This is a genomic window from Derxia lacustris (genome assembly GCF_002105195.1).
In the GTDB taxonomy this organism is placed as follows: domain Bacteria; phylum Pseudomonadota; class Gammaproteobacteria; order Burkholderiales; family Burkholderiaceae_E; genus Derxia; species Derxia lacustris.
Genome location: NZ_MUHU01000025.1, coordinates 204,348 through 217,411 on the forward strand (window position 1 = coordinate 204,348; position 13,064 = coordinate 217,411).

A 13,064-nucleotide genomic window follows, 5' to 3' on the forward strand; every position below is an offset into this window, starting at 1 on the left:
CGCAGATGAATATTCGGGATCGGGCGCGGGCTGCGTGTCAGGCCGCAGCAGCCTGCCCAACATGCAGCAGCACGGCTTCACCCCTGATCGATATGCAGCAGAGAGCTCGCCGGCGGCAGCTCAGCCGGCGACCCAGGCGGCGACGGCGGCCGGCGCGCGGAAGTCGCCGGCCGAGCGGGCCGCGTCGCCGCCGATGACGCCGCCGGCCAGCCGCGACAGATCGCTGCCCGGCCCCAGCTCCAGCGCGCGGTCGATGCCGGCTTCGGCCAGGGCGTCGTTGCAGATGTCCCAGCGCAGCGGCGCGGCGATCTGGGCCGCGAGCGTGTCGATGGCGGCGGCGCGGGTCTGCACGCGCCGGCCGTCGATGCCGGCCAGCACCGGGCAGCGCGGCGCGGCCAGCGCGCTGGATTCGAGCGCGGCGCGGAAGGCGGCGGCGGCCGGCGCCAGCCAGCGCGTGTGCGACGGCACGCCGACGCGCACCGGATGCAGATGGCCCGGCGGCAGACCCGGCGCGGCGAGCAGCGCGGCCAGCGCCGCCGGCGGCCCGCCGATGACCAGTTCGCCGCCCGGGCGGTGGATGGAAACGGCGGCGCCGGCCTCGGCGAGCGCGGCATGCAGCCGGGCCTCGCCAGCGCGGGCGCGCGGACCGCGCCACAGCAGCAGGCGCGGCGCGTCGGAGGCCGGTTCGAGCGCGGCGGCGGCTTCGTCCATGAAGCGCGCGCGCAGCCGCACCAGATGCAGCGTCTCGGCGGCATCGAGCGCGCCGGCGACGTGGTAGGCGACCAGCTCGCCGAGCGAATAGCCGGCCACCAGCGCCGGTGCCGGCAGCAGCGGGCCGAGCCGCGCCCACGCGGCAAGCTGGAAGAAGGCGATGGCGAACTGCGCCGGCCCGTTGCGGTAGAGCGCCGCCGCGTCGAGCCCGGCCCACCAGCGCGCCACGTCCTCGCCGAGCGCGGCGCTGGCGGCATCGCGCAGCGCCGCGAGGTCGGGCGCGGTCATCAGCGCGTCGAGCATGCCGGGCTGCTGGCCGGCCTGGCCGGGGCAGAGGATGGCGAGCCGGCTCATGGCTGGCCGTCGAGCGCCTCGACCACCAGCGTCGCGGCGACCAGATCGGCGCTGCCGCCCGGGCTGAGCCGGCGCGCGACGAAGTCTTCATGCAGCGCGCACAGGCGCGCGGTCCAGCCTTCGGCCAGCACGCCGCCGTCGGCCTCGAAGGCGAGCGCGGCGGCGCGTGCATGGGCCAGCCCGTCGGCGCCGCCGCGCCAGAGCAGATTGGTGTCGTCGAGCCGCGCCATCAGCGCCATCAGGCAGCCGACGACGGCGCGCTCGCCGTCCACGCCGGCGCCGCGCAGACGCCGCAGCGCCGGCAGGCCGACGCCGTGCACGGTCGGAAAGCCGGCCGCCGCCTCGGCGCGCGCGCCGCCGGCCGCATGCGCGCGGAACACCGCGTTGCCATGCGTGCCCGGCGCCTGCGCGCGCGCCGCGACGATGGCCGCGCCCCAGCGCCGCGCCACGATCCGTCCGCAGCCCTGCCCGCCCCAGCGCGCGGGTTGCGCCGCGCGCAGCCCGGCCGCCGCCGCCAGCAGGCCCAGGTTGAAGATGGCGCCGCGATGCGTGTTGACGCCGGCGGTCGCGGCGCGCATGCGCAGCTCGGCGTCGATGCCGATCTGCTGCAGGTCGGCGAGCGGCGCGTCGGCGGCGCCGGCCTCGGCCATCGCGGCGAAGGCGCCGTCGAGCGCGGTCACGCTGGCGAGGAAGGTGCGGATGTCCATGTCGCGGTGGCTGCCGGCGTCGCGCGGCGTGACCAGCCCGGGCTTGGGCCAGGCCAGCGCCTCGTCGCGCAGCGCGTGCAGGCAGAGCGCGTCGATGCGGCGCGCGAGCGTGGCGGCGCGCACCCCGGCGTGGCGAGCGGGCCGGATCGGCGCCGTGGGCGCGACGCGCGCGAGGGCCAGTGGCGGTGTCGGCTCAAGCGGCATGGCGTGCTCCGTCGACGGCGCCCGCGAGCCAGTCGTCGAACGCGATCAGCGCGACCGCCGTGTCCGACTTGGCGAGGCAGCTCGCCGCGCCGCCGCGTGCCAGCGCCGCAGCAGCCTCGCGCCAGGCCACGGCCCAGTCGCCGAGCCGCAGTTCGCCATCGAGCGGCAGCATGCGCGCGGCAACCGGCAGCCAGTCGAGCGCGCGGCGCAGCGCAGCCGCATCGGCGCAATCGACCACCAGGTCGATGTCGCTGTCGGGCCGCAGGCAGGGCTCGCCGGTGAAGTGCTGGTTGACCAGCGAGCCGCAGACGCCGACGCGCAGGCCCAGCGCCTCGGCCTCGGCATCGAGCCGCTTGAGCGCGGCGCGCCAGCCGGCCGGCGCGGCGTCGACCAGCTCGCGCGGGCGCGGCGGCTCGGCGTGCCACTGCACCGACTCGGGCGGGAAGGCCAGCGCCACGCGGCGCCGCGCGCCGGTGCCCGGCAGCGTGAAGCCGGCCGCGACACCGGCGGCCGGGTGGGCGCCCGGCATCTGGCGGCTCACGACCACCGGCCGGCCCTCGGCGATCCAGGCTTGCAGCGCATCCCGGTCGGCGGGCGCGGCGACGGCGGCGGCCGGGCCGTCGGTGCGCAGCCACACCAGATCGTGCCGGCGCCAGCGCTTCATGCGCGCGCCTCGCGCAGCACCTGCGCGGCCACGGCGGCGGCGAGCTTGCGTCCGCCGCGTTCGGCGCCGAGCGCGGCGCGTTCGTCCGCCGCATGCCCGTCGTCGGCCGCGAGCGCCTCGGCCAGCAGCGCCGGCCAGCCGGCCTCGGGCCAGATGTCGTGCACCGCGCCCATGCGCCAGTAGTTGTCGGCGCCCGGCGCGAACACCGGCGAGCTGAGTGCAAGGGCTTGCAGGTCTTCGAGCGGCAGCTTGGTCACGCGCGCCATCGCGCGCAGATCCATCACCCGCACCTGGGCGCCGGGCAGCGCGATCGCGCGGTCGGCCAGCAGCCCGAAGGCCAGAAAGCCGCCGCTGACCGCCTCGCCATGGATCAGCGCCAGCGTGCGGTGGCCGCGCCGCCGCGCCAGATCGACGCAGCGCGCGATGTGCGCGAAATAGCCGTTCACGCCCAGCAGCTCGTCATGCCGCGACAGCGCCTGACCCGAGGTGCTGGCGATGAAGACGATGGGCCGCGCCGCCTCGGCATCGGCGGCCATCGCGTCGAGCACCGCGCCGGCCACGCGCAGCGCCAGCGTCACATCCACCGCCGCGCGGTCCCAGGTGCCGATCACATGCACCGGGCCGGCATCGGTCTCGGCGCTGCCGCACACAAAGCTGCCTTCGACCGCGATGCGATGGCGCCCGGCGCCGAACAGCGCGTCGAACAGCGCCGGCGCATCGGCCGACTGATTGAGGTCGTCGCTCATGTCGCGCTCCCGTGGGCGCCGGCCTCGGCCAGCGCGCGTTCGAATTCGGCCGCCGCCAGCATCGGCACCCGCGCGGGTTCGGCAAAGCCGCGCGCGCGCCACACCTCGGCGCCGTCGCGGGTGTCGGCAAAGTGCGTGGCGCGCTCGGCCAGCGCCGCGTGCGCGCCGCGCAGCGCGGCCAGCTCGGCATCGGGCGCCGGCGCGCCGGGCCATGCCGCCAGCCAGTCGAGCGCCGCCGCGCGGAAGGCCGCCACGTCGTCTTCCACCAGCCGGTCGGCCTCGCCGAGCGCGCGGCGCAGCTTGCCGCCGGTCACGCGCCACACCAGGGCGCGGTCGCGCGAGTCGAACTCCTCCACGCCCTTCACCGTCTCGATCACCTCGGGGCCGGACAGGCTCAGCCGGCCTTCCTCCGACATCAGCACCGCGCTGCACAGCCGCGTGACGATGCCCATGCCGCCGAAGGCACCGCAGCTGCCGCCGACCAGCGCGATCACCGGCACGCCGGCCGCGCGCGCCGCCAGCAGCGCCCGCATCACCTCGGAGATGGCGATCAGCCCGGCATTGGCCTCGTGCAGCCGCACGCCGCCCGAATCGACCAGCAGCAGCACCGCCGCCGGCCGTTCGGCGCGCGCGCGGTCGAGCAGGCCGCGCAGCTTGGCGCCGTGCACCTCGCCGACCGCGCCGCCGTTGAAGCGGCCTTCCTGCGCCGCGATCAGCACCGGCCGGCCACCGAGCCGCGCCGCGCCGACCGCAATGCCATCGTCGAAGGACACGGGCGCGCCGAGCGCCGCCAGATGCGGGCTGGTGCGGCGCTCGGCCGGCCCGCAGAACTCGGCAAAGCTGGCGTCATCGACCAGCGCCGCGATGCGCGCGCGTGCCGTGGCCTCGTAATAGCTCGTGCGTCGCGGCGTCATGGCGCGCTCCTGAAAGCCTCGAAGGCCTGGCCGAGCCGCAGGCTCACCACCGCCGGCGTCGCGCCGGCATCGTTGATCGACAGGCGCAATCCGCCCACCGCATGGCGCGCCGCAAAGTCGGCCAGCACCGCGCGCCAGATGTCGCCGAAGCCCTCGGCCGAGGTCGCCACGGCAATGCTGCACAGCGCGGGCGCGCTGCCCGGCTCGACCAGCACTTCGAGGTTGCCCGAGGCCACCACGCCGCACAGCACGGCGCCGGCGCGGGCCGCGTCGGGTGCGTCGGGCGGCGCACCGGCACGCCAGTCGCGCGCGGCAAATTCCATCGTCATGTTTTCCATCGCGCTCACCAGTTGCGGAACTTCTTGGGCGGGTCGTACAGCCCGCCCGAGGCATGGACCAGGTCCTTGATGCTGCGGGCCGCGAGCAGGTCGCGGTTGGCGCGGCGGATGTCGATGCCCAGGTCCTCGGGCCGGCGGATCACGCCCCGGTCGCGCAGGTTTTCGACCGCCTGCCGGTCGCGCGCCAGACCCACCGGCGTGTAGCCGGCCACGCCACGGATCGCCTGCTCGCGCTCCTCGGGCGTGCGGCACAGCAGCAGGTTGGCGATGCCGTCCTCGGTGATCACATGGGTCAGGTCGTCGCCGTAGATCATCACCGGCGGCAGGTCCATGCCCGAGGCTTCGGCCAGCGCCCAGGCGTCGAGCGTCTCGACGAAGGTCGGCGCCATCTGCTCGCGGAAGGTTTCCACGGTCTGGATCACCAGCTTCTGGCCGCGCGGCATCGCGCCCGGCGCGCGGCCCTCGGCGCCGGCCTTGAGCCAGGTGGGGCTGGCATGGCGCCGGCCGCGCGCGTCGGCGCCCATGTTGGGCGCGCCGCCAAAGCCGGCGATGCGGCCCTTGGTGGCGGTGGAGCTGTTGCCCTGCAAGTCGATCTGCAAGGTCGAGCCGATGAAGCAGTCGCAGGCGTAATGGCCGGCCGCCTGACTCATCGCGCGGTTGCTGCGCAGGCTGCCGTCGGCGCCGACGAAGAAGATGTCGGGCCGCGCCGCGACGTAGTTCTCCATCCCCACTTCCGAGCCGAAGCAATGCACCGACTCGACCCAGCCCGCCTCGATGGCCGGAATGAGCGTGGGATGCGGATTGAGCGCCCAGTGGGTGCAGATCTTTCCGCGCAGCCCCAGCTCCTCGCCGTAGGTGGGCAGCAGCAGCTCGATGGCCGCCGTGTCGAAGCCGATGCCGTGGTTGAGCCGGCGGATGCCGTACTCGGCATACAGGTGGATCGCCATCATCGCGGTCAGCACCTGGGTCTCGGTGACGATGGCCGGATCGCGCGTGAACAGCGGCTCGACGTAATGCGGCGTCGGCGCCTGCACATGAAAGTTGACCCAGCCGGCCGGGATGTCCACGCGCGGCAGCGTGTCGACGATCTCGTTGACCTGGGCGATCACGATGCCGCCCTTGAAGGCCGTGGCCTCGACGATCACCGGCGTGTCCTCGGTGTTGGCGCCGGTGTAGAGGTTGCCCTCGCGGTCGGCCGCCTGCGCCGCGATCAGCGCCACGTTCGGCGTCAGGTCGACGAAGTAGCGCGCGAACAGTTCGAGGTAGGTGTGGATCGCGCCGATGGCGATCTGGCCGCTCTCCACCAGCCGCGCCAGCCGGCCGGCCTGCGGCCCGCTGAAGCTGAAGTCGATGCGGTCGACCTGGCCGCGCTCGATGATGTCCACATGCTCGGGCAGCGCCAGCACCGACTGCACCAGATGCAGCCCGCGCACCCGCTGCGGATCGGTCTGTACCAGCGCGCGGGCCAGAAAGTCGGCCTGCTTCTGGTTGTTGCCCTCGATGCAGAGCCGGTCGCCGGCGTCGATGACGGCTTCGAGCAGCGCCACGATGCGATCGGGCGGCACGTTGCGCGTGGGACTCACGGCGGCCGCGCGTTCGAGCGCGGCGGCACGCTTGCGGCCGAGCCGGTCCCAGCGGCCGGCCGTGCTGTCGGTGACGGTGTTCATGCTCAGCGTCCCGTCGCGCCCATGACCGCATCCGGCAGCGCCGTCGCAATCCCGGGGAAGAGGCAGAGCAGCAGCACCGCCACGAACATCAGCCCGAGGAAGGGCATCACGCCCCAGATCACGTCCTTGAGCGGAATGTCGGGCGCCACGTTCTTGATGACGAAGATGTTGAGCCCGACCGGCGGATGGATCAGGCCCATCTCCATCACGATGGTCATGAGCACGCCGAACCAGATGAGATCGAAGCCGGCGGCCTTGAGCGGCGGCAGCACGATGGGCGCGGTCATCAAAATGATCGACACCGGCGGCAGGAAGAAGCCCAGCACCACCACGAAGCCGAGGATGGTCGCCAGCAGCACCCAGCGCGACAAGTGCAGTTCCACGATCCATTCGGCCGCGCTCTGGCTGATGTGCAGATAGCTCATCACGTAGGAGTACAGCAGCGACATGCCGATGATGAACATCAGCATCGTCGACTCCTTGAGCGTGCTGGCGAGGATGGGCTTGACCTGGCTCGGCCGCCACACGCCGTAGATGACGGCGATGAGGCCCAGCGCCAGCAGCCCGCCCAGCCCGGCGGTTTCCGACGGCGTGGCGAAGCCGCCGTAGAGCGCCACCATCACGCCGATCAGCAGCACGATGAAGGGCAGCACGCGCGGCAGCATGCGGGTCTTGTCGGCCAGCGTGAAATGCTCTTCATGCAGATAGGCCGACTTGGCGCCGCCGCCCTCATAGACCTTGAGCGCCACCGCGTATTCGCGCCTGAACTTCCACGCCGCATAGCCCGAGAACAGCAGCACCAGCAGCACGCCCGGCCCGATGCCGGCGAGGAACAGCCGGCCCAGCGACTGCTCGGCCGCGACCGCGAACAGGATCATCACGATCGACGGCGGCAGCAAAATTCCGAGCGTGCCACCGGCCGCGATGATCCCGGCCGCAAAGCCCGGCGAATAGCCGCGCGCCCGCATCTCCGGAATGCCCGCGCTGCCGATGGCCGAGCAGGTAGCCGGGCTGGAACCGGCCATCGCCGCGAACAGCGCGCAGGCAAACACGTTGGCGATGCCGAGCCCGCCCGGCACCTTGTGCAGCCAGGCGTGGATGGCCGAGTACAGGTCGGCGCCGGCGCGGCTCTTGCCGATGGCCGCGCCCTTCAGGATGAACAGCGGGATCGCCAGCAGCGTGATGCTGGCCATTTCCTCGTAGACGTTCTGCGTCACCGTGTCGAGCGACGCCGCCGGCATGAAGAAGTACATGAACAGCACGGCGATGGCGCCGAGCGCAAAGGCGATGGGCATGCCCGAGAACATCAGCAGCAGCGTGCCGACGCCGTACATGGCCCCGATGGCGGCGGCGCTCATGCTCGCGGCTCCCGGTGGAAGTGCATGACCAGTTGCAGCAGCAGTTGCAGCGTGAGCAGCGTCATGCCGGCCGACATCAGGCCATAAGGGATCGCGAGCGGCGGCGCCCACGACGACGAGGTGGTCTGGCCGTCCACCCAAGCCTCGTGGAACAGCGTCCACGACTTCCACGTAAAGAAGGCGCAGAAGGCCGTCGAGACGATGTCGCAGAACACCTGGCGCGCCCGGTTGACCGCCGGCGGCAGCAGCCCCGCCACCGCCTCGATGCCGATGTGGCCGCGCTGGCTCTGCACATGGGCGCCGCACAGGAAGGTGGCGCCCACCAGCAGGAACACCGCCGCCTCGTCCTGCCAGTCGGTCGGGATGTGCAGGAAGTAGCGCAGCACCACGCTGCCGGTGAGGATGGCGCAGGCGGCCAGCAGCGCCAGCATCGACAGCAGCAGCACGCTGCGGTTGACGAAGCCGAGCGCGCGGCCGGCCAGCCCCAGGGCGCCGCGCACCGGCAGCACCGGCGCGGCCGGCGCGTGCCCTTCAAGCTCGAAGCCGTGGCTCATAGCGTCTTCTCCACCAGCTTGAGGATGCGGGCGCAGCCGTCGTTCTTGGCGGCGTAGTCCTTCCACGCCGTCTCGCGCGCGATGGCCTGCCACTTGGCCACGGTGGCGGCGCTCATGTCGCTGGCCTTGCCGCCGGCCTTTTCATAGACCTTGGCCACCTGCTCGTCGTCGGCCTTGGCGGCGTCGAGCGCGAACTTTTCCATCTCGGCGCCGACGGTCATGATCAGCTGCTGCTGGTCCTTCGGCAGCGCCTCGAACAGGCTGCGCGAAATCATCAGCGGCTCGAACATGAACCAGTAGGTGCGGCCGCGCCCGGTGGTGAGCTGCTTGGCGACTTCCTCCAGCCGGAACGAGATCAGGCTGGTGGAAGACGTCATGGCCGCGTCGAGCGCGCCGGTCTGCATCGCGGCATAGATCTCGTTCGACGGCAGCGACAGCACGGCGGCGCCGGCCTGCTTGAGCACCATGTCCATCTCGCGGCTGCCGCCGCGAACCTTCATTCCCTTGGCATCTTCTGGCTCGACGATGGCCTTGCCCCGGCTGGCGGTGCCGCCGGCCTGCCAGATCCAGCTCACCAGCAGCACGCCCTTGTCGGCCAGCACGTCGGCGAGCGCCTTGCCCACCTCGGCGCCCTTCCAGCCCATGCCCTGCTCGTAGGAGGTGACCACGCCCGGCATCAGGCCGATGTTCACCTCGGGCACCTCGCCGCCGGCATACGACAGCGGCACCAGCGACATGTCGAGCGCGCCCTTGCGCATGGCGCTGAACTGGGCGTTGGTCTTCATCAGCGACGAGCCCGGATAGACCGTGGCGCCGAGCGCGCCGCCCGAGCGCTTTTCCAGCTCGGCGGCGAACTTGCGGCAGAGCCGGTCGCGGAAGTCGCCCTCGGTGAGCGTGCCGCCCGGGAACTGGTGCGAGATCTTGAGATTGGTGGCGGCGAACGCGCGATTGCCCAGGACGGGCAATGCGAGCGCGCCGGCGGCGAGGCCTTGGACAAGGCTGCGGCGGTGGCGATTCATGGAGCGTCTCCTCTCCGGGGTGGGCGGCGGCGCCGGCGGCGCAAGGGCCGCGCGGTCAGCGCCAAACTGGGTGTTCATCGCAAGGAGGCTGAAACCCGGCTGCGTTTATGTATTCGCAAGCTCTCGTCTTGTATGCACGTTATTACCGCTTGAATGCATGAGTCAATCGGTACGTATAATTAACCCCGCGTTCTGCATGGAGGTGTCATGAGCAGCCAGCCACCGCGTCGCTCCGAGCAGTTGAGCGATGCCATCGAGGAATTGATCGTCACCGGCGCCTACGTGCCCGGCATGCGGCTCGACGAGCAGGAGCTGGCCGACCGCTTCGAGGTGTCGCGCACGCCGGTGCGCGAGGCGCTGATCCAGCTCGCGGCGATCGGCATGGTCGAGATCCGGCCGCGTCGTGGCGCCGTGGTGGCCGAGATCGGCTCCGACCGGCTGTGCGAGATGTTCGAGGTGATGGCCGAACTCGAAGCCATGTGCGGCCGGCTCGCCGCGCGCCGCATCGGCACCGCCGAGCAGCAGGCGCTGCGCGCCGCGCACGAGGCCTGCCAGGCCGCGCGCGATGCCGGCGACGCCGACCGCTACTACCAGCTCAACGAGGAATTCCACGCCCGCATCTATGCCGCCAGCCACAACGGCTTTCTGGAAGAGCAGGCGCTGACGCTGCACCGCCGGCTGCGGCCCTATCGCCGGCTGCAACTGCGGGTGCGCAACCGCATGAGCACCTCGTTCAGCGAGCACGGCGCGGTGGTCGACGCCATCCTCGCCGGCGACAGCGAAGGCGCGGCCGAGCAGCTGCGCAGCCACGTCATCGTGCAGGGCGAGCGCTTTGCCGATCTGGTGTCGTCGGTCGCGATGCTGGGCCGCGAGCGCGAGGCGCTGGCCGTCAACCAGCGCTGAGGCGCGCGCCACAGCGGCCGAAGAAACGCGGCTTTCCCACGTTGTTCGGCCGCTTGTCATCGGGACCAGCCCCTATCCTCGGCAAGGATCGGTGCGCCTTCGCGCATCGCGCACGCCGCAGGACGCCATGGAGGACCCCACCGACGCCGCCGGCTCGCTCGACCCCGCCGACTGGGGTGCCTTGCGCGAGCAGGGCCATCGCATGCTCGACGATCTCTTCGATCATCTCGAAGGGCTGCGCGCGCATCCGGTCTGGCAGCCGATCCCGGCCGAGCTGCGCGCCGGCTGGCGCGCGCCGCTGCCGCGCCAGCCGGCGCCGCTGGCCGAGGCGCATGCGCGCTTCATGGCCGAGGTGCTGCCGCATTCGGTCGGCAATGCGCATCCGCGCTTCATGGGCTGGGTGCAGGGCGGCGGCACCGCCGTGGGCATGCTGGCCGAGATGCTGGCCGCCGGCCTCAACGCCAATCTGGGCGGGCGCGACCAGATGCCGCTCGAAGTGGAAAAGCAGATCGTCGTCTGGATGCGCGAGCTGTTCGGCTTTCCGGCGACGGCGGGCGGGCTGTTCGTCACCGGCTCGTCGATGGCCAATTTCATCGGCGTGCTGGTCGCGCGCACCCGGGCGCTCGGCGAAGGCGCGCGCCGCCACGGCCTGCGCGACAGCGGCCATCGGCTGGTCGGCTATGCCGGCAGCAGCGCGCACGGCTGCCTCGCGCGCGCCTTCGACATGGCCGGCCTGGGCAGCGATGCGCTGCGCCGCGTGCCGGTCGACGCCAACCACCGCATCGACGTGGCCCAGCTCGCCGCGACCATCGCGATGGACCGCGCCGCCGGCCTGCAACCCTTCTTTGTGGCCGGCACCGCCGGCACGGTGGACGTGGGCGCCATCGATCCGCTGACCGAGCTGGCCGACCTGTGCGCACGCGCCGGACTGTGGTTCCACGTCGATGGCGCCTTCGGTGCGCTCGGCATGCTGGCGCCCGGCGTGGCGCCGCTGCTGGCCGGCATCGAGCGCGCCGACTCGATCGCGCTCGACTTCCACAAATGGGGCCAGGTGCCCTACGACGCCGGCTTCATCCTGGTCCGCGATCAGGACGACCAGCTCGCCGCCTTCGCCGCGCCGGCCGCCTATCTGGCGCGCGACACGCGCGGGCTGGCGGCCGGCTCGCCCTGGCCCTGCGATCTCGGGCCCGACCTGTCGCGCGGCTTTCGGGCGCTGAAGACCTGGTTCACCTTCGCCACCTACGGCACCGATGCCATCGGCGCGGCCATCGACCGCAGCTGCGCACTCGCGCGCGGGCTGGCCGAGCGCATCGCCGCCGAACCGGCGCTGGAGCTGCTGGCGCCGGTCGCGCTCAACATCGTCTGCTTCCGCCATCGCGGCGGCGCCGGCGATCCGCGCTTTGGCCGCCGCGCCGCCGACCGCGCCGCGCTCGACCGCTTCAACGCCGACCTGGTCGCCGACCTGCACGAAGCCGGCATCGCCGTGCCCTCCACCACCGTCATCGACGGCCGGCTCGCGATCCGCGCCGCCGTCGTCAACCACCGCACCGACGCCAGCGACCTTGCCGCGCTGGTCGATGCCGTACTCGCCCGCGCCGCCCTCCGGCTCGGCGCCGACAAGACCGCCTCATGAGCAGCAACAGCGCCGTTCCGGCCGCCCTCGCCCCTCCGCAATCCGTGCCCGCCCGCGCCGCCGACGACGGCAGCGGCCCCGGCCTCATGGGCCTCGCCCGCCTCATGCGGCTGGCCTTCGACAAGGCCGATCTCGTGCCGATCTCGCAGGCGCTGATCGCCCGCGCCAGCAGCGCCGAAAGCGATGCCGACGCGCTCATGGACCTGTCCACGCTGCTGCAACTGCAAGGGCTCGACGACCTCGGCCGCGCCACGCTGGCCCAGGCGCTGCAACTGCGCCGCGTGTACCGGCTGCCGGCCGCGCGCCCGCCCGCGCTGCAACTGCTGATGCTGATGGCGCCCGGCGAACTCATGGCCAATGCGCCGCTGCCCTTCCTGTTCGAGGACGGCGACGTGGCGCTGACCCAGCTCTACCTGATGCCCGGCGAGCCGATCCCGGCCGAGCTGCCGCCGCACGATCTGGCCTTTGTCGCCATCTCGGAGTCGGACGAGAACCGCGCCGTGCTGGCGCGCCTGGGGCGCGCCATCGCCGGCTGGCCGCGCCCGGTACTCAACCTGCCGGGCCGCATCGCGCTGACCGCGCGCGACCGCGCCTGCGAGCTGCTGGCCGACGTGCCCGGCCTGCGCATGCCGGCCACCGCGCGCGCGCCGCGCGCCGCGCTGCAAGCCATCGCCAACGGCCGCGCGCCGCTCGACCGGCTGCTGCGCGACGGCCCCTGGCCGCTGATCGTGCGGCCGGTCGATTCGCATGCCGGCCACGGCCTCGAAAAGATCGACGATGCGCGCGCGCTCGGCGCCTACCTGGCGCGCCAGCCGGAGCGCGAATTCTTCATCGCCCGCTTCATCGACTACCGCGATGCCGACGGCCTGTTCCGCAAGTTCCGCGTGGCCCTGGTCGATGGCGTGCCGCATGCCGGCCACATGGCCATCTCGGCCGACTGGATGATTCACTACCTCAACGCCGGCATGACCGACAGCGCCGCCAAGCGCGCCGAGGAAGAAGCCTTCATGCGCGACTTCGACAGCGGCTTTGCACGCCGCCATGCCGGCGCCTTGCAGGCCATCGCCCAGCGCTTCGGGCTCGACTGGCTGGTGGTCGATTGCGCCGAGACCGCCGCCGGCGAGCTGCTGGTGTTCGAGGTCGATCCGGGCGCGGTCGTGCATTCGATGGATCCGGTCGAACTCTTTCCCTACAAGCGCGCGCCGATGCAGCGCGTGTTCGCCGCCGTGCGTGCCCTGCTGGCGCGCCGGCTTGCCCAGGCCGCCGCGCCACCCGCATTCCATTCCTGAGGA

General features: G+C 72.6%; 13 protein-coding genes. 3 read left to right on the forward strand and 10 right to left on the reverse strand.

What is annotated here, in order from left to right; genetic code table 11:
* Positions 1 to 120: 120 nt before the first annotated feature.
* The 10 genes from B9P64_RS16930 to dctP are packed head-to-tail and all read right to left on the reverse strand — an operon-like array spanning position 121 to position 9,236.
* Positions 121 to 1,065, reverse strand: coding sequence for an ACP S-malonyltransferase (locus tag B9P64_RS16930; RefSeq protein WP_085317185.1), 945 nt, complete (start codon positions 1,063 to 1,065; stop codon positions 121 to 123).
* Positions 1,062 to 1,976, reverse strand: coding sequence for a triphosphoribosyl-dephospho-CoA synthase MdcB (gene mdcB, locus B9P64_RS16935; protein ID WP_085317186.1), 915 nt, complete (start codon positions 1,974 to 1,976; stop codon positions 1,062 to 1,064). The genes B9P64_RS16930 and mdcB overlap by 4 nt, the downstream gene beginning before the upstream one ends.
* Positions 1,966 to 2,640, reverse strand: a complete 675-nt coding sequence (mdcG, locus tag B9P64_RS16940) for a malonate decarboxylase holo-[acyl-carrier-protein] synthase (RefSeq protein ID WP_085317187.1) — start codon at positions 2,638 to 2,640, stop codon at positions 1,966 to 1,968. The genes mdcB and mdcG overlap by 11 nt, the downstream gene beginning before the upstream one ends.
* Entirely contained in the window at positions 2,637 to 3,386 is a 750-nt protein-coding gene (gene mdcE / locus B9P64_RS16945; protein ID WP_085317188.1) for a biotin-independent malonate decarboxylase subunit gamma, read from the reverse strand. The genes mdcG and mdcE overlap by 4 nt, the downstream gene beginning before the upstream one ends.
* The gene (locus B9P64_RS16950) at positions 3,383 to 4,300 is read right to left on the reverse strand and encodes a biotin-independent malonate decarboxylase subunit beta (RefSeq protein ID WP_085317189.1); all 918 of its coding nucleotides are present in this window, start codon (positions 4,298 to 4,300) and stop codon (positions 3,383 to 3,385) included. The genes mdcE and B9P64_RS16950 overlap by 4 nt, the downstream gene beginning before the upstream one ends.
* Positions 4,297 to 4,638: a malonate decarboxylase acyl carrier protein gene (gene mdcC, locus B9P64_RS16955; RefSeq protein ID WP_407919690.1), complete on the reverse strand. Its 342-nt coding sequence runs from the start codon at positions 4,636 to 4,638 to the stop codon at positions 4,297 to 4,299. Before mdcC ends, B9P64_RS16950 begins: the two co-directional genes overlap by 4 nt.
* Before the next feature lie 5 nt (positions 4,639 to 4,643).
* Positions 4,644 to 6,305, reverse strand: a complete 1,662-nt coding sequence (mdcA, locus tag B9P64_RS16960; RefSeq protein ID WP_085317190.1) for a malonate decarboxylase subunit alpha — start codon at positions 6,303 to 6,305, stop codon at positions 4,644 to 4,646.
* 2 nt (positions 6,306 to 6,307) lie between these two features.
* Positions 6,308 to 7,663 carry a TRAP transporter large permease gene (locus B9P64_RS16965; protein ID WP_085317191.1) on the reverse strand — a complete coding sequence of 452 codons (1,356 nt, stop codon included), beginning with the start codon at positions 7,661 to 7,663 and terminating at the stop codon, positions 6,308 to 6,310.
* Positions 7,660 to 8,217 carry a TRAP transporter small permease gene (locus B9P64_RS16970; protein WP_085317192.1) on the reverse strand — a complete coding sequence of 186 codons (558 nt, stop codon included), beginning with the start codon at positions 8,215 to 8,217 and terminating at the stop codon, positions 7,660 to 7,662. The genes B9P64_RS16965 and B9P64_RS16970 overlap by 4 nt, the downstream gene beginning before the upstream one ends.
* Positions 8,214 to 9,236 (reverse strand): TRAP transporter substrate-binding protein DctP, encoded by a 1,023-nt coding sequence (gene dctP / locus B9P64_RS16975; protein ID WP_085317193.1) that lies wholly within the window; start codon positions 9,234 to 9,236, stop codon positions 8,214 to 8,216. Before dctP ends, B9P64_RS16970 begins: the two co-directional genes overlap by 4 nt.
* Positions 9,237 to 9,443: 207 nt before the next feature.
* Here dctP and B9P64_RS16980 point away from each other — a divergent pair, with 207 nt between their 5' ends.
* The 3 genes from B9P64_RS16980 (at position 9,444) to B9P64_RS16990 (ending at position 13,061) form a co-directional block, all read left to right on the forward strand.
* A complete protein-coding gene (locus B9P64_RS16980) occupies positions 9,444 to 10,139 on the forward strand; it encodes a GntR family transcriptional regulator (RefSeq protein WP_085317194.1) in 696 nt (231 codons plus the stop codon).
* Positions 10,140 to 10,266: 127 nt separating this feature from the next.
* Complete coding sequence (locus B9P64_RS16985; protein WP_085317195.1) at positions 10,267 to 11,772, forward strand: pyridoxal phosphate-dependent decarboxylase family protein; 1,506 nt, start codon at positions 10,267 to 10,269, stop codon at positions 11,770 to 11,772.
* The gene (locus B9P64_RS16990) at positions 11,769 to 13,061 is read left to right on the forward strand and encodes an ATP-grasp domain-containing protein (RefSeq protein ID WP_217808702.1); all 1,293 of its coding nucleotides are present in this window, start codon (positions 11,769 to 11,771) and stop codon (positions 13,059 to 13,061) included. Before B9P64_RS16985 ends, B9P64_RS16990 begins: the two co-directional genes overlap by 4 nt.
* Positions 13,062 to 13,064: the final 3 nt, after the last annotated feature.